The sequence below is a fragment of the uncultured Flavonifractor sp. genome (assembly GCF_944385615.1).
In the GTDB taxonomy this organism is placed as follows: Bacteria; Bacillota; Clostridia; order Oscillospirales; family Oscillospiraceae; genus Flavonifractor.
The window spans coordinates 16,939-33,362 of sequence record NZ_CALWXV010000027.1 but is presented as its reverse complement, the minus strand read 5'-3'; the positions used below and the strand labels follow the sequence as shown (position 1 = coordinate 33,362).

The 16,424-nt window shown below is 56.5% G+C and carries 17 protein-coding genes and 1 pseudogene; 10 read left to right on the top strand and 8 right to left on the bottom strand.

The features are described 5' to 3' along the window. The 9 genes and pseudogenes from Q0J75_RS08350 to Q0J75_RS08310 all read left to right on the top strand — a co-directional run. Positions 1-600 (top strand): annotated as a pseudogene (locus Q0J75_RS08350) (recombinase family protein); the annotation flags it as partial. 25 nt (positions 601-625) lie between these two features. After that, positions 626-1,375: a metallophosphoesterase family protein gene (locus Q0J75_RS08345; RefSeq protein WP_008979993.1), complete on the top strand. Its 750-nt coding sequence runs from the start codon at positions 626-628 to the stop codon at positions 1,373-1,375. A 473-nt stretch (positions 1,376-1,848) separates the two neighbouring features. Then, positions 1,849-3,225 carry an NAD(P)H-dependent oxidoreductase gene (locus Q0J75_RS08340; RefSeq protein WP_297199489.1) on the top strand — a complete coding sequence of 459 codons (1,377 nt, stop codon included), beginning with the start codon at positions 1,849-1,851 and terminating at the stop codon, positions 3,223-3,225. 78 nt (positions 3,226-3,303) lie between these two features. Further along, positions 3,304-3,756 (top strand): flavodoxin domain-containing protein, encoded by a 453-nt coding sequence (locus Q0J75_RS08335; RefSeq protein WP_297199486.1) that lies wholly within the window; start codon positions 3,304-3,306, stop codon positions 3,754-3,756. 213 nt (positions 3,757-3,969) lie between these two features. After that, the gene (locus Q0J75_RS08330) at positions 3,970-4,419 is read left to right on the top strand and encodes a helix-turn-helix transcriptional regulator (protein WP_297199483.1); all 450 of its coding nucleotides are present in this window, start codon (positions 3,970-3,972) and stop codon (positions 4,417-4,419) included. A gap of 218 nt (positions 4,420-4,637) precedes the next feature. Further along, positions 4,638-5,195 carry a TetR/AcrR family transcriptional regulator gene (locus Q0J75_RS08325; protein ID WP_297199480.1) on the top strand — a complete coding sequence of 186 codons (558 nt, stop codon included), beginning with the start codon at positions 4,638-4,640 and terminating at the stop codon, positions 5,193-5,195. A gap of 143 nt (positions 5,196-5,338) precedes the next feature. Next, on the top strand, positions 5,339-5,791 hold the full coding sequence (locus Q0J75_RS08320; RefSeq protein ID WP_297199476.1) for a hypothetical protein: 453 nt from the start codon (positions 5,339-5,341) through the stop codon (positions 5,789-5,791). A gap of 3 nt (positions 5,792-5,794) precedes the next feature. Further along, positions 5,795-6,460 carry a hypothetical protein gene (locus Q0J75_RS08315; protein ID WP_297199474.1) on the top strand — a complete coding sequence of 222 codons (666 nt, stop codon included), beginning with the start codon at positions 5,795-5,797 and terminating at the stop codon, positions 6,458-6,460. A gap of 13 nt (positions 6,461-6,473) precedes the next feature. Beyond that, positions 6,474-6,893 (top strand): DUF2871 domain-containing protein, encoded by a 420-nt coding sequence (locus Q0J75_RS08310; RefSeq protein WP_297199471.1) that lies wholly within the window; start codon positions 6,474-6,476, stop codon positions 6,891-6,893. Positions 6,894-6,967: 74 nt separating this feature from the next. Here the strand turns inward: Q0J75_RS08310 and Q0J75_RS08305 are convergent, their stop codons facing one another. The 7 genes from Q0J75_RS08305 to Q0J75_RS08275 form a co-directional block, all read right to left on the bottom strand. Further along, the gene (locus tag Q0J75_RS08305) at positions 6,968-8,929 is read right to left on the bottom strand and encodes an oleate hydratase (RefSeq protein ID WP_297199469.1); all 1,962 of its coding nucleotides are present in this window, start codon (positions 8,927-8,929) and stop codon (positions 6,968-6,970) included. Between the two features lie 146 nt (positions 8,930-9,075). Continuing rightward, entirely contained in the window at positions 9,076-9,636 is a 561-nt protein-coding gene (locus tag Q0J75_RS08300) for a TetR/AcrR family transcriptional regulator (RefSeq protein WP_297199466.1), read from the bottom strand. Positions 9,637-9,689: 53 nt separating this feature from the next. Next, positions 9,690-10,070, bottom strand: a complete 381-nt coding sequence (locus Q0J75_RS08295; protein WP_297199463.1) for a hypothetical protein — start codon at positions 10,068-10,070, stop codon at positions 9,690-9,692. Between the two features lie 6 nt (positions 10,071-10,076). Beyond that, the gene (locus Q0J75_RS08290; RefSeq protein WP_297199460.1) at positions 10,077-10,592 is read right to left on the bottom strand and encodes a YcxB family protein; all 516 of its coding nucleotides are present in this window, start codon (positions 10,590-10,592) and stop codon (positions 10,077-10,079) included. Positions 10,593-10,757: 165 nt separating this feature from the next. After that, positions 10,758-11,084 (bottom strand): carboxymuconolactone decarboxylase family protein, encoded by a 327-nt coding sequence (locus Q0J75_RS08285; protein WP_363315728.1) that lies wholly within the window; start codon positions 11,082-11,084, stop codon positions 10,758-10,760. 15 nt (positions 11,085-11,099) lie between these two features. Beyond that, positions 11,100-11,510, bottom strand: coding sequence for a cupin domain-containing protein (locus Q0J75_RS08280; protein WP_297199457.1), 411 nt, complete (start codon positions 11,508-11,510; stop codon positions 11,100-11,102). Position 11,511: 1 nt separating this feature from the next. Then, positions 11,512-12,033, bottom strand: coding sequence for a flavodoxin (locus tag Q0J75_RS08275; RefSeq protein ID WP_297199454.1), 522 nt, complete (start codon positions 12,031-12,033; stop codon positions 11,512-11,514). Positions 12,034-12,138: 105 nt separating this feature from the next. Here Q0J75_RS08275 and Q0J75_RS08270 point away from each other — a divergent pair, with 105 nt between their 5' ends. After that, positions 12,139-13,035 carry a LysR family transcriptional regulator gene (locus Q0J75_RS08270; protein ID WP_297199451.1) on the top strand — a complete coding sequence of 299 codons (897 nt, stop codon included), beginning with the start codon at positions 12,139-12,141 and terminating at the stop codon, positions 13,033-13,035. On the opposite strand, the gene Q0J75_RS13205 is transcribed toward Q0J75_RS08270, so the two are convergent. Then, a complete protein-coding gene (locus Q0J75_RS13205; protein WP_363315727.1) occupies positions 13,036-16,383 on the bottom strand; it encodes a suppressor of fused domain protein in 3,348 nt (1,115 codons plus the stop codon). Between the last annotated feature and the right edge of the window lie 41 nt (positions 16,384-16,424).

Sequence of the window (16,424 nt, the reverse complement as noted above, 5' to 3'; positions counted from 1 at the left end):
TCCCCCTATAAGCGGTGTACCTGGGCCAGAAATGGCGTCAAACGGATCGTCTGGCGGTGTGTCTCCCGGTTGGAATTTGGGAAAAAATACTGCCATAACTCGCCTTCCATGGCGGAGGACAAGCTACATACCGCAATTCTTACAGTGCTTAATCGGGTAGTTGAAGCAAGCGATGGCCTGCAGGATGAACTTGCAGAGACGCTCCGAATGGTATGTACCCCGGAAGGAGGTGGTAACAACCTATTGGAATTGGAGCGCGAACTGGAAGCACTGACCGCACAACAGAACGCCCTGTTGGATCAGGCGTTAGCCAACATGGAGGATCTGACGATAGCAGAGCAACTCAAGACCCTGCTGGAAGAAAAGCAGAACCTGCAGACACGGATCGATGCGGCGAAGAAAGAGGCAGCCAACAGAATCAACGAGGACTCACGTATGGCAGAGTACGCAACTTATCTGGAGGAACATCTCAATGGCTTTCCTCACTATGATGACGAGGTCGTTCGCAAGATGATTGAACGGGTCACTGTAGTCGATGCGGAAACAATCCGGGTCAAGTTCCGATACAGCGATTTGGAGATTGAACAGTCCGTATGCTAAAATAGAGACAAGGAGCGATTTACTTATGGAAATTTTTATAACAGGAGATACACATGGAGATTTCTGCCGGTTCCGGCCCGACATCTTCTATGAGCAGGAACACATGACCAAGGAGGATTTGGTTCTGGTCTGTGGAGACTTTGGTGGAATCTGGTACGGTGATCCACGGGATGATGCAGGACTGGACTGGCTGGATAGTCTGCCCTACACCACGGCCTTCGTGCTCGGGAACCATGAAAACTATGACGCCTACAAAGGTTATCCCAAAGAGGAGTGGCATGGCGGACAGATCCAGAGGATACGTCCCTCCGTCCTGCATCTCATGCGGGGCCAGGTATATGAGCTCAACGGCAGGAAGTTTTTTACCATGGGCGGCGCATCCTCCCATGATATCCAGGATGGCATTCTGGAGCCGGACGATCCAGACTTCGAGGAAAAGTTTCAGCAACTCGAACAGCGCGGTGCGCTGTTTCGTGTGAACCATCGTTCCTGGTGGGCCGAGGAACTGCCCAGCGAAGCGGAATATCTGGAAGCCAGAGCAAATCTGGAGCGTGTCCACTGGAATGTGGATTACATCATCAGCCACTGCTGCCCCTCCAGCATACAGGATGTGTTCAGCGGAGGAATGTTCAAAAAAGACGCACTGACCGAGTTCTTCGATGAAGTGTGTCAGAGATGTACCTTCCGGTATTGGTTCTTCGGCCACTACCACAGCAACATGGTGATCGAGAAAAAGTATGCTATGCTATATGAGCAGATCATAAGACTGAAGTAAGAAAGAGGGCTGTGCTGACGCATGGCCCTTTTTTCCTATCCTGTTTGCACATGGCTTTGTCAGTATGTCAATATGGGGGTTCGGAAATGGCTTGAAAAAAGCGCAGAAAAACAAAAATACAAGTTGCGCAAAACCCTGAATCCATTGAGCCGCAAGGCTTTCCGGGCTGTATCTTTTTCGGCAACAAAAGACAAAAGATAGAAATCCGAACTCAATCTTCCAATTGGAGATGGGTTCGGATTTCTTCTCTTTACTGAAAACTTAAATTTGACCCGATAACAAAAAGTGGAGCGGAGCTGTCCCGGCTGTTTTTTGCGGAACTGGCCAAGCCCGAAGAGCGCCCTGCCGCCATCCGGGACTCGGCAGATCGAGGTGACCCACGGGGTCCTCTGCACCATCCAGTACGGCATCGACGCCGCCACATTTGAGATCGGCTGGTACAGCCGTCTGCTTCACGAATGGGAGGAACCATCATGAAGATCCTTGTTTTAAACGCCAGCCCCAAAGGCAAGAACTCCACCACAGTCCACACCGCCCTATATTTACAGGCGCTGCACCCGGAACATCCCTTTTCCGTTCTTCCAGTGGGCCAGCGGGTCAAAAGCTACGAGAAAGACTTTACCCCCTTGCGGGAAGCGCTGGAGCAGGCAGAACTGCTGCTGTTCTGCTATCCGGTCTACACCTTTATTGCCCCTTACCAGCTCCACCGGCTCATAGAACTCATCAAGGCCGACGGTGTGGACCTCTCCGGGAAATTTGCCTCCCAGATCACAACCTCTAAGCATTTTTATGATGTGACCGCCCACCGCTATGTGGAGGAGAACTGTTTTGACTTGGGGATGAAGGTTGTGCGTGGTCTGTCCGCCGACATGGATGACCTGCTCACCGAACAGGGGCAGCGGGAGGCCCGAGCCTTTTTCGACCAGTTGATATTCTCCTGTGAACACGGGCTGTTTGTCACACCTCCCGCCAGAGCGCCCCGCCGGGAAACGACGATCTATGAGCCCGTACTGCCCTCCGCTCCCAAAAGCAATGCCAAAGACGTGGTTATCGTCACCAACTGCGCCCCTGAGGATGAAAACCTCAAAAATATGATTGCCGATTTCCGCGAAGCACTCCCCTTTGAGAGTCGGGTGGTCAACCTGCGGGAGTTTCCTTTTTCCGGCGGGTGTCTTGGGTGCTTTGGCTGTGCCATCACCGGAAAATGCGTTTACAAGGACGGATTCGACACGTTTTTACGCGACACCATCCAGACCGCCGACGCCTTTGTCTACGCTTTTACCATCTCAGACCACTACACCCACTCCAGCTTCAAGTGTTTTGACGACCGGCAGTTCTGCAATGGGCACCGCACCGTCACCCATGGCACTCCCATCGCCTACCTCATCAGCGGCGACTACCAGTATGAGAGTAACCTGCGCATGATTGTGGAAGGCCGCAGCGAGGTGGGCGGCAACTACCTGTGCGGTGTGGCCACGGATGAGGGAAATACTGCGGCCGATATTCAGATCTTGGCGGATTCCCTGGCGTTTGCTTTGGAGAAGCAGCTGTCCCGCCCGGCCAATTTCTATGGAGTGGGCGGCATGAAAATCTTCCGGGATCTCATCTATGTCATGCAGGGCATGATGAAAGCCGACCACAAATTTTATAAGGAACATGGTATCTATGATTTTCCCCAGAAGCAGAAAAAACGCATCTTGCAGATGAAACTGGTGGGCGTTATGCTGGCTGTCCCGTCTGTGCGGGAGAAGATGAAGGGACAGATGAATCAATATAGTCTGCAAGAGCGGCTGGGACACTCTCTACCATTTTGTACTGGCGTTAAGCCACGGCGGAGAGAACTTTTTTGAACATAAAGCTGCCGTGATCACCGGCGGCGCCAAAGACAGCCCCGACGCTGGCTGGCAGCTGCAAGGAGGGAACCATTCATGAAAACCGCCATTTGCTACTACTCCCGTCACCATAAAAACACTTTGAACGTTCTGGAGGCCATGGCTCAAGAGGGCCAGGTGGACCTCATTGATGTGACCACCCGCCAAACCGTCCGGCTGGAGGACTATGACTGTGTCGGCTTTGCCTCCGGCATCTACGGCTTTGACGTTCAAAAGGCTGTGGTGGAATTTGCCCGTCAGTACCTGTCCCAGGGCAAGCCGGTGTTCTTTGTCTACACCTACGGCGGAGCCAAGGGCAACGGCGCCAAGGCCCTTACGGAGATCGCCAGGGAGAAGAACTGCCCCATTCTGGGGGAGTTCAGCTGCAAGGGCTACGATACCTTCGGCCCCTTCAAGCTGGTGGGCGGAATTGCTAAGGGACACCCGGACGAGCGGGATCTGGAGAACGCCCGCAGCTTCTTCCGCCAGATACAAAACCGCCTGTGCTGACGCCCAGGCGGTTTCAGCTTTGACCTGGAGCTGACGGATTACCTTGCATTGATCCTTGATGGACAGAGCGCCCTGGTGCCTCACCCCAAGCAATGAGCCGTCCTTGGGAAATGTCAGGAAACCGGGCGAAAATGGCGGTTTTCCTTGGTGGATTTTTTGCGGCCCGGACGGTATACTGAAGTGCGAAAATCGAAATAGCAGGAGGAAACCGTCATGAGTTTGGGAAGCAGCTTATACCACGCCCGGAAAAAGAGCGGCCTTTCTCAGGAAAATGTGGCTGAAAAGCTGGGAGTGAGCCGCCAGACCATCTCCAAATGGGAGACCAATGAGACCCTGCCCGACATCCGCCAATCCAAGGGGCTTGCCATGCTCTACCACATAACCCTGGACGAGCTGATCGAGTACGACTTTGACGAGCAACAGGCCCAACAGATGATCGACAGCGTCAGCGACGAGGCCCAGTCCCGGATCAATTGGAACAAGGTGTGGAGCAAGAAGTATCCGGTGCTGGCCACCTACCATGAAACGGTGCGCATCAACGACTACGCCCCCGCGCTGCGGGAGATGCTTACACAGCTGCGGGTGGATTACGGCTACAACCACACCGACGCCCTGCTGGTGCTCAAGGACATTCTGGCCCGGGTATGGAAGGGCCAGATGTGAGGGTTCCAATCCACAGTTAGCAAGCAATTTTCCGAGGGAATCCTGATAAATTTCAGTGAAAAATTGGGCGGTCCAGCGGATGGAAAGTCCGCCGATTGAGTGCGTTGACTTTTTAAACACGGTCTAGAGCTGAGTCAAGTAAAAAATGTCCAACCAAAAACCCTTGACAAAGGTGTACAAAGCCTTATAATGAACACGGTTCATATTGAGGTGATTGGATGAATACCGCAGTCACATCCAAGGAGGAAATCTTGAAGACCAGCCGGGAGCTGGTCCAGCAACAGGGCTGGTCCGCAGTCAACATCCGCTCGGTGGCGGCGGCCTGCGGAGTATCGGTTGGCTCTATTTACAACTATTTTGATTCCAAGGCTGCCCTGATGGGCGCCACGGTGGAAAGCGTCTGGTGTGAGATCTTCCACCGTCCAGAGGACGGGGCCGTGTTTCAGGACACCCAGGCCTGTATTACCTGGCTGTACGGACAGATGGAATACGGCCGCAAACAATATCCCGGATTTTTTACCTTCCACTCCCTGGGCTTTATGGGCGAAGACAAATCCGATGGGAAACGACGAATGCAGCAGACCTGGCAGCACATTATAAACGGGCTTTGCTCTGTTTTACAGCAGGATGCTAAGGTTCGTCCAGACGCCTTTACCCCACCGTTTACAGCGGAAAAATTTGCGGATCTTCTGTTTTCCCTGATGTTGTCCGCATTGCTGCGGCAGGATTATGACCCCACAACCGTGCTGGAGATCGTCCGCAGGACCCTTTATTAAAGCGGAACTGATAGCCCAATCCGTTGTGCGGCCCTTTGACCAAAAAGGTTTTGGATCTTTTGGGATAGCCTCAAAATTCCCACAATTCTGTGGGAATTTTATATCCGAGAAATTGAACATTGTTCATCAAAAGGAGGCAGATGATGAAAGTAAAACGGAATACTCTGCTGCTTCTGGCCTGTCTGGTGTGGAGCGTGGCAGGGTTCAACATTCTCCGCATCGGCTTGATGGCCTATCCAGCCTATCTTACGGTGCTAAATTGCCTGCTGTCTGTGCTGGTTTTTGCCGTGTTTCAGCGGTTTATCTTTGGCAAGCTGGTAAAAAAGCATACCGCCAGGATTAGCGCTTATTTGGAGGAACGGCACTTTTTCCTGAAATTCTTTGACGGAAAGGCCTTTGCCATCATGGCGGTGATGATGACCGGCGGCATTGGCCTGCGGGCAAGCGGACTTGCGCCCGAGCGGTTTATCGCCGTCTTCTATACCGGCCTGGGCGCCGCGCTTCTGCTGGCCGGATTGCTGTTTGGCCGCAACTATGGCAAGGCAGTCTTTGCCGCAGCCACCGACCAAAGCAAAATGGAGCGAAAAGGAGCGTAAATCATGCAGGCAATCATGGAAACACTGTTTGACGCGGTCTATCTGATCTCGGTCATTACCATCGGAATCCTGATGATCCGAGGCAGCAAGGGAAACCGTCAGTTCCGTTTGTTTGGCTTCATGGCGGTGGTGCTGGGCGCGGGCGACGCATTCCATCTGATCCCCCGAGCGTATGCCCTGTGTACCACGGGTCTTGAAGACTATACCGTTCCTCTGGGGCTGGGAAAGTGGATCACCTCTGTCACCATGACAATTTTCTATGTGCTGCTCTATTATGTGTGGCGGCAGCGCTACCAGATCAAAGGGCGGAGCGGCCTGACCGCCGCGGTGTATGTTCTGGCCGGTCTGCGGGTCCTTCTGTGCATGATGCCCCAGAATCAGTGGCTCAGCGCTGATGCGCCCCTCTCCTGGGGCATCTACCGCAACATCCCCTTTGCTCTGCTGGGCCTTCTGGTGATCGTATTATTTTACCGCAGCGCCAGGGAACACCGGGATCAGGCGTTTCGCTGGATGTGGCTGACCATTGTATTGAGCTTTGGTTTTTACATCCCGGTGGTACTGTGGGCGGACTCCATCCCTATGATCGGGATGCTGATGATCCCCAAGACCTGCGCCTATGTTTGGACGGTGCTGATCGGATATTTTGCTATGAAACAGGAATGCAGATAGAGGAGGAACTTATATGAAGCGTTATATAAATACCGCGCTGCTGTATGCCATTCTCGCTATGGCGGGCGGCGTATTTTATCGGGAATTTACCAGATTGAACGGCTTTACCGCCAAGACCACCCTCTCTGTGGTACATACCCATTATTTTTTGCTGGGCATGGTGGTTTTCCTGCTGCTGCTCGTGCTGGAAAAAAACCTCTCCTTCACCGACACAAGTACCGGGCGGGTGCTGGTCATTTATCATATCGGACTGAACCTGACCGTCGCCATGCTGGTGACCCGGGGTGTGGTCCAGGTACTGGGAACCAAGCTTTCCACCGGCATAAACGCGGCCATCTCGGGCATGGCCGGGGTTGGTCATATCCTGCTGGGCCTCGGTCTGGTGCTGCTGCTTCTGCAAGTCAAACGCAGTATATCTGCCACACAGAATTGATGGATATATGCAAACACACAGGACGACGAAATATCGTCGTCCTGTGTGTTTTTTTGGAATTAGACCGCATCAAATCATGCCATTCCGTCCCGAAGGATGTTGTGGTCCCGCAGCAGCTTCTCCACCACGGTTCCTTTGATAAACTTAAGCGCCGGCTTTTTCAGCAGATTCAGCGGCCCGGGCAGCTCCATCTCCAGGGGGGATTTGCCGTCCATCAGGCACACAGAGCTATCCAGCAGGGCCCGGATGTCATACACGCTGGCCCACACCTCAGGCACGCCCCGATCTACCCCCAGCAGGCCGTAGACCGCCTCCATGGCGGTGCGCACAGAGTACTCGGTGGTGAACACGGTATCCCGTGGGGTATCGGCAAACTGGCCCAGGAAGGCAAAGTTGACGCAGCCGTCGGGAATCACGTCGGGCCGGTCCCCCTTGGTCCGGGGCATAAAGAAGGCGGTGATATAGGGCATCATGGTGGGCACGCACAGGGCGCTGTGCTCGGCCAGCTCCGGGATCTGATCCACCGGTACGCCGATGTGGTAGAGCCACTCCTGGGTGATCTCCTTGCCGGTACATTCCTTCATGGGCTTTTTCACATAGTCGCCGGGCACGTCGGTAAACAGGCCATATACCCAGATACACACCTTCTCCGGGTCCTGCTCCTTGAACTGGCCCTGCCGGTTGATGGTCCAGCTCAGCAGCCACTTGGAGTCCTGGCAGCTGACAATGCCGCCGGTGACCACCTTGCCCGTTCTGGGGTCCCGCTTGCAGATATTGGTGATATAGGGCAGGATCTTGTCGTCCAGGGTGGTGATGGTGGCCGACTCCCAGTTGGTCTTGGAAATGTCCGAGCAGAACTTCTCCGGGCGGCCGAAGGCCGGGTCCTGCTTGGCAATGTTCTTCCACAGGCTCCAGCAGCCGCTGGTGCGCACCTCCGCGTCCCCGTTGGGAGCGTGGTCCTGGTCGCCGTAGATGGTACCCTCGGTACAGGAACCGTTGGTGACAAACACCAGGTCGTTCTCGGTCAGCACGATTCCCCGCTCGACCCCTTTGACCTTACACTCGATGGCGGTGGCCACCTTTTTGCCGTCCCGGATGTCAAAGAGGACGTTGGTCACCTCGGTGCCGAACTGGAAGTCCACTCCGGCCTCCTCCAGATACTTCTGCATAGGCAGGATCAGAGACTCATACTGGTTGTAGCGGGTGAATTTCAGGGCGCTGAAGTCGGGCAGACCAGCGATGTGGTGGATAAAGCGCTGGAAGTAGAGCTTCATCTCCAGGGCGGAGTGCCAGTTCTCAAAGGCAAACATGGTCCGCCAGTACAGCCAGAAGGTGGAGGAAAAGACCTCGTCGTCAAAGACGTCCTCGATGGTCTTGTCGTACAGATCCTCGTCCGGGGTCATAAAGAGCTTCATGATCTCCATGCAGCCCTTCTGGCTCAGGTTGAATTTGCCGTCGGTGTGGGCGTCTTCCCCCCGGTTCACTGTGGCCCGGCACAGGGAGTAGTTGGGGTCGTGCTTATTGAGCCAGTAGAACTCATCCAGCACCGAGGCGCCGGGCCGCTCCAGAGAGGGGATGGAGCGGAACAGATCCCACAGGCATTCAAAATGGTTCTCCATCTCCCGGCCGCCCCGCATCACATAGCCCCGGCTGGGATCAAAGATGCCGTCGCAGGCCCCGCCGGCAATGTCCATGGCCTCCAGAATGTGGATGTGGGAGCCGTCCATCTGTCCGTCCCGCACCAGGAAGCAGGCTGCCGCCAGGGCGGCCAGGCCGCTTCCCACAATATAGGCGCTCTTCTCCTCCACGCCTTCCGGCTTCTCCGGTCGGGCAAAGGCCTCATAATTTCCGTTGGAGTAGTAGATACCCTTGCTGTTCTTCTCATGGCGGCCCAGCTCTGTATTGCGGTAGCTGCTCTCCCCCGCCGTTTTGATAGTCTTTTTATTCTGCGTCGCCTTTTTGGCCAGCACCACAGCCGCGCCCGCGCCGGCCAGACCGGCGGCCGCAGCCGTCAACTTTCCAAGATTCTTTGCCATAAAAATAGCCACCTTTCTATCTTCCGCCGCCTCTGCGGCGTCGCTTTTGATCGTGGCTTTATCCTACCCCGTTTTTGCCCGTTCCGCCATTTACAAAAAGGGCCTGGTGATAAAAAACTAATCACCAGGCCCTTTTTGTAAAGAACTTATGGTTGTACGGCAAAGTTATGGATGGAGTTGGAGACATTGCCGTGCATGGTGGTGCTCACCTTCTGCACGATGGTCTGATAGTCCCCTTGCATTCCCTGTTTGATCCAGTCCAGCATGATCCCCACAAAGCTGTATTTATAAAACTCTGCAATAAACGCCTTGTCTGCCTCGGAGATCTCCACCCCCTGGCTCTGCTCCTCCACCACATCTCGGATCAGCCCATAGGTCAGCTTGAACAGAAAATGCTCCATCTGGTCCCGGCTGATACAGCGGTAGGCATTGAGGATGAAAGGCTTATTTTCCAGCACCGCCTCAAAAATCTGCAGCAGCCCCTCCTGCCAGGTGTCGTAGGTCTTTTTGCCCTGAAGGGCACGGGCGGCATCCTCCACACAGCTCCACTCCACCAGATCATAGATGTCCTTGAAGTGGTAGTAGAAAGCCATGCGGCTGATACCGCAGTCCTCCGCAATGTCCCGGATGGTGATTTTGTCCAAAGGCTTTTTCAGCAGCATCCGTTTCAGGGCTGCCGACAGGGCCTGCTTGGTGGTGTTTGACACAGGGGTCACTCCTCCTGGCTTTTTTCTCTATTATACAGAGAAAACGTCCGGTTTCAAGTGTCTTCCTCCCCCTTCCAGCCCATCTCCAGATCCACCTTGGGCTGCCCGATATACTGCCGGGACTCCAGCAGCCGCCGCTCCATGGCCTCAATCTCCGCCCGCAAGGCCGCCCTATATTTTTTTCGGTTCATCCGCAGGAAGAGATAGTAGCGCTCCTGCAAGGTCTCCGCCCTGGGGGGAAAGACGATGGTCTCCCCGCCGATCCGGTTGCCCTCCAGCTCGTTGCGGCAGATCTCATCATCCAGCGCGGCCATATACAGCGCGTACCTGGTATACTCTTTCATGGGCATCCGATAATGCCACCTGTAAATGGCCCCGGCAGCCCCGCAGGCCGCCAGAATACCCAGCATTGCCCCGTGTTTTCCCTTGCCCATACGCCGTCATCTCCCTATCTTCCGCATTTGTTTTCCGGTTTTCTCCTCCAGCCAGCGGCGGAATTCTTCCTCCGTTCCGCCCTCCAGCCCTGCCTTTTCAAAGGCCTGGGCGTAATTTTTCCCCAGGGCAAAGACAAAATAATCCCCCGTCTCCGCAAGGACCAGCACCTTGCTGTACTGCCACTGGGTCACAGCCCCGGCGATCCGCACCTCGTAGTAGTCGGGATAAAAGGCGGCGCTGGCGGTTTCCATGCCGGGCATGGCCCTCCGCCGGGCAAAGAAGCCGTTTATAGCGTCCTCTTTCCAGTTGATCAGCAGCAGCAAAACGGCTACCACGGCGTCGCTGGCCGCTATCCAGGGTTCCTCCCAGGAGATACAGGCACACAACAGGCATAGGACGATGATCAGCCAGGAAAAGAGTTTCGCGCAGCGGTTGACCTTGACCCGGACCGTCTTGCGGACCACTCTGGACATGGCAGCCAAGGCTCTGGAATTGTATGTGGTATTGCAGGTAAATGCCATAGAGACCTCCTCCAACTTAATTGTTTGAGTAGGTGCAGTATAGCACATGGGAGGGCCCCGGTACAGAAACGGCTTCTTAATTCTGCCTTAAATTTTATAAAGCCTTTGCTTCCGGCAGACAACAGAGGGGCCGCGGCAGACGCCGCGGCCCCTCTAAGCGGACCATCAATGCTGATTTTCATAGACCTCTTTTGCCATGCGGAAGGCGGCCCAAGCCTTGGGCCAACCGGCATAAAAGGCGGCGTGGGTCAAAATTTCCGCCATCTCTCCGGCAGTCACACCGTTTTTCCTGGCCGTCTCCAGATGGTATTGGAAGGAGCTGTCCACCAACCCCTGCGCCATCAGGGCCACCACCGTGACCACACTCCGGTCCCGGAGAGAAAGGGCCTCTTCCCGGCTCCATACCTGTCCAAACAGCACGTCGTCATTTAATTCCGCGAATTTCGGGGCAAACGTCCCTAGCGCATCCCGTCCCGCAGTCTGTTTTACCATCTTAGGTTCCCCCTTTTACTTCAGCTGATCGTATTCCTCATCCGCCACTGGCTCACACCACTCATTCCGGCAGTCCTCTCCGGGCACCTCCACCGCCAGGTGCTGGAACCAGCTGTCCCGGGCAGCGCCGTGCCAGTGTTTGACCTCCGGGGGAATGACTACCACATCGCCGGGATGCAGCTCCCGGGCCTGTTCGCCCCACGCCTGATACCAGCCCCGGCCGGCGGTACACAGCAGGATTTGCCCCCCGCCCGCTTTGGCATGATGAATGTGCCAGTTGTTCCGGCACCCCGGCTCAAAGGTCACGTTGCCGATGGCCACCCCCTGGGTGGTAAGCATATTTAAATAACTCTGGCCCACAAAATACTGGGCATAGGCGTCATTTTTTCCCCCTGTGGGAAAAACGCTCAGATTTTGTACTTCCATGTTAGCCTGCCTCCTTGTTCTGGTTGAGCCATTTCCGTACCGTCTCTTCCGCCTGATCCACCCGGGCGCCCACGATGGCAAGCCCTGGCTTTACCTCTGCCCCTGGGCACAGGCGGCGGAGATCCGCCTCACTGCGGCCCATGCCACTGCCCTCATGGGTGCAGAAGGGATAAATGATCTTCCCGGTCACATCCAGGCGCTCCAGAAAGGTAAAGACCGCCATGGGCATGGTGCCCCAGTAGTTTGGGTAGCCCAGATAGATGGTGTCATAGGCCTCCACCCCCTCCGGCCATGCCCTCAACTCCGGCCGTGCATCCCGGCGCTGGTCGGCCTGGGCCTGGGCAATGCAGGTATTGTAATCCTTGGCATAGGGTTGAACGGGCTGAATGGGAAACAGCACTCCCCCCGTCAACTGCTGGATCATACCGGCAATCACCTCCGTGTTGCCGGTCTCCAACCATTTCAGGGTCCCGCTGACATAATTTTCGTCTGCCCGTGAGAAATAGGCAATGAGATTCGCCATACCATCCCCTCCTTCTGCCCTTATTTTATCAGGCCTCCCCTTGACTGGGAATCTCTGATTTGTTAGCATAGCATGAACTAGAAGTTTATATAAGGAGGGGTATTCATGCTCAATCCTCTGCTGGGCAGCTTTGTGGCGGTGGCCGACTGCGGCAGTTTTACCAAGGCGTCCAGACAGCTTTTTATTTCTCCTACAGCGGTGAAAAAACAAATGGACGCCCTGGAGGCCCATCTGGAGCTGATTCTGCTGGAGCGCACCCCTCATGGAGTGCATCTCACTCCGGCGGGAGAGGTGATCTACCGGGATACCAAGTTTCTGGCCGATTATGCCCAGCGCTCCATCGCCAACGCCCGGGCCACCCTGTGCGCGGCGGAGACCACCTTCTGTGTGGGCACGTCGCTTCTGAATCCTGCCAAGCCTTTTATGGACCTGTGGTATCAGGTCAATCGGGAATTTCCCGACTATAAGCTCCACCTGGTCCCCTTTGAGGACGACCACCGGGGCATTTTGAGCGAGATCGGACAGCTGGGGGAAAAATTCGATTTTCTGGTGGGGGTCTGTGATTCTAAAACTTGGCTGGACCAGTGCCGTCTGCTTCCTCTCGGCACTTATCGAAAAATGGTGGCCGTACGGCGGGAGCATCCCCTTGCCGCCAAGAAGCGGCTGGAGCTCTCCGACCTGTACGGCCAGACCTTAATGATGGTACAGGAGGGGGATTCCCCCCTCAACGACCGGCTGCGGGCCGATCTACGAACCAATCACCCTAAAATACACCTGGAGGATACCCCCCATTTTTATGACATCTCTGTATTCAACCGCTGCGCCGAGACGGGAAACGTGCTGTTGACCCTGGAGTGCTGGCAGGACGTCCACCCGGCGCTGGTCACGCTGCCAGTGAACTGGGACTACGCCATTCCCTACGGCCTGATCTACGCCCTGGAACCCAGCGAGGATGTGAAGCGGTTTGTCCAGGCAGTGACCCGCATCCAGGCCGCCCAATAATCAGGCATCCTCCCGCAGCTGCTGCCACTGATCCCAACGCCGCTGAATGACCTCCGCCATGGCCTGGTAGTAATCCTCGTCAAAGGGCACAAACAGGTATGCTTCGTCCTGAAATTCCCTGGAATGATACCGCTCCGGGCCAAAATAGGCCAAGGCGTACTCGTCAATGTCGCCGGTATAGCAGGGATCTTTGTCCTCGTCAGCGTAATACCAACGGGCAAAAGCCGCCCCCTCCTCATCAAAGAGGGGGAAGAAGAGCTGTCCGTCCAGTTCATCCCGGATAAAGGGGCGCAGGTCCAGATGAGAAAGATCCGCCTGGAACCGCTGCGCTACGCTGTCATACCGCTCCAGAAAGGTCAGGCTCATCAAGTCGTGTTCCATACACCAGCGCAGGAAAATGGCCAGATGATTGAGTCCCGCCAGTTCCTCCACCGGCAGGCCCTTTTCCTTGCTCTTTTCCATGTGCCGGTTCCCGTCGTCCAGCACCAGCTCGTTCTCCTCCGCCCGTTCTCCCGCGTGAGAGGGGGCCACATTGGGCCGGTTGGGATGTACCACAAAGCTGCTGCCCTCCAGCCGCTCCAGCAGAGCATCGGCGTCGGTGGCCTGCTTGTACTCCAGCTCCTCCCGATAAAGAGGGATCACCTGGTAGAAATTGACCTCATCGCCGTCCGGCAGAAGGCAGACCTCTCCCCCCTCCTCCACCCGCTGGGGACCAATGAGCATGGCCCCGCACAGCCGGGTGTTGGGGGCAAAAGGCTCCTGGTTATCCATGGTGTGTCCCCAGCCCAGCCAGGTATCCGACTGGATGGGCAGCCGGGCCAGGATCTTCAGCAGACGCATGGGCCAGTACCAAGTTTCGTCAGACAATTCGTCGGAGCTCAGTTTCCAGTCGGGCGGCAGAGCAATGACCAGCTCCGCCCGTTCCAGCTTATGCTCCGCCAGCTCCTCCGGCACATGCATCCGGTGGGCCCCCATGCCCATGGTCACAAGGGTATAATAGTCCCGTTCCTCCGCAGGCGGGATCAGGCAGATATCCACATGGATATCCGGGGAGACCAGCTCGTGCCACACCTGCTCAAAGGGTCCGAAGGTCTGCTCAATGTGCTGCTGGACCGTGTCCAGCTCCCCTTCGCTGTAGTATTCCGCTTCTCCCTGGGGCACCTCTGTCTCGCAAGGGGTGCCGTCCTCATTCAGCCGCACCCGGAAATACCAGTCCTCCTCTCCCTGGACCTTATACACCAGGCTGACCTGGTAGTCCAGGTCGAAGAGCACCGCGTCAAGCGTTCCCCGGTCCCCCTGCCGGGTGGTCCAGGTCAGCCAATCGCCGCACTCCAAACGCTCCTTTTGGGTCTGGAGCCAGTCGGCTTTCAGCTTGGACAGGCCTGCCTCATTCATGCGGAACACCAGCTCCACCTCTTCTCCCTGAACCGGGTAGAAGAAGCTGCAATAAGGGGCATCTTTGGTGAAGGACTCCGGGTCGGGGTGGAAAATGCGCTGGAAGTCCGCAAGGCCCGCAGGGTTGACGGTGATACAGGAAATGGCCCGCTGCTTGCTGTCGGCGTCCTGGTCCAGTCCTTTCTGGAGCCTTTGATCCAGCTCGGGGTTGATCCAGTGGTATTCCATCTGTTCCAGGGTCGCCCCCTCCCGGATCTCCCGCTCCAGCGTGAGAAACTCATGGTCGCCGGGCTCCAGGGCAAGGCCCCGCCGCACCGCCTCCAGCGCCCCTTCCCGATCTCCAGCCCAGCTGCGCAGCTTGCCCGCCTGGAGCCAGATCCAGGGATAAGCGGGCTCCTCCTCCACCCCCAGTTCGGCATACCGGCGGGCTTCCTCCAGCCTGCCGCAGTACATCAGGGCCACAGAATAGCGGTAATACCAGACGCCGCAGCCCTTGGCCTTGTCCTCGGAGTGGGACATCCACTGGGCCGCCCGGTAGTAGAACTCATATTCGTCCAGATTGAGACAGGCATAGGCATACCACAAACCCAGCACAAGGTCCCGTCGGGCCTGTCCCTCGGTGAACCGCTCTTCCTGTACGCCCTCTTCCACGAATTTCTGAAGATAGTCCAGCATCCGGCCATAGTAGCCCTTGGTCTCCCCCACAAAGGACTCCAAGGTGTCCAGGTCCTCCTGAGAGAGGATGGAGCCGGTCTCCGGGTGGACCTGGGGGTCCTCCTCCGGTTCCTCCTCCCGGACCAGCAGGCGCACAGAGGCAACCTCCCGGCGGAACACATGAAAGCTGGCCCAGGGCAGCTGGGTCCCCTGAAAGAACTCCGCCGCCGCATTGAGTACGGCGGGCAGATCCCAGGCAATCAGGTCCACATAGCCGTAACGGGTCCCGGCGCCGCCGCCGATGAGGGTAAAGGCCTCTTTCCCGGCCCGCCGCTTTAAGGCCGCCTCCAAAGCGTCCCGGAAGTCGAAGAGCTGCTGAGTGGGGTCCTGGCCGGTAAAGCCGTCCAGCGGATAGCACAGAAACCCCGCCGCCGCGCCATTGCGGTGCAGCTCGTCCATGCCCTGGCTCTCTCCGTGAAGATAGTCCTCGATCAGCGGCGGGCAGCAGGTGGAGCCTACGATCATATCCATGCGCCAGTCGGCATCGGGGTCCTGATCCTCCTCTCCCCGATAGGCAGTATAGCGGTCCAGCTCCTCCTGTACACTGCCAGAGCACGAGCCGCAGTCCACCAGAATATCCCAGCGCTTCAGCACAGAGGCAGGGGCATGGCGCTGGAAATAGTCCAGCTCAAACAGCTTCACCCGGTCCCCATCCGTGTTAAGGAGCAGCTTACACCGTTTCCCATCATAGTCCAGTTCCAGGGAGAGGTCCGCAATGGCCTGGCGCAAAAGGATCTCACACCGGGCGGTCAGCTCCTCCCGCCAGATCTGCGCCCCGTCCTCCTCCAGCGCGCGGCGCACTTCCCCCTCTTCCTGTTCAAAGGCCCGCCACGCTCTGGCAGTCCGCTGCCGGAAGGTTTCCTCAAAGTAGGGCAGCGCCAGACATTTGCGGCAATTCTCAATAAATTCCAGGGTATCCCTGTCGCCGGGGCGGGCCTCCAGCGCCTTCTGGAAGTAGCGAAGGGCCAGGCCCTCCTGGTCTAAGTAGTAGTAGGCATAAGCCATACGGAAATTCCAGTAGTGGTCATGCTCAAAATAATCTTCGTGGGGCTTCAGCAGGGCGATGGCCTTTTGGAACAGCTCTTTTTCACCGGGCTGGGCGACGTTGTTATAGGCCCGGGCCAGCTCGCTGTCCATCTCCGGGGTGCGGGCCTGGGCAGGGATTTCCTCCAGGAGGTCAATGATCTTTTGGTACTCGTCATGCTCGTGCCAGAGCTGGCATTGGTGCAGCAGATCCATGTCCCTTTCCTCCTTGTTCCGGCTCCATCCCAACTTTGGGC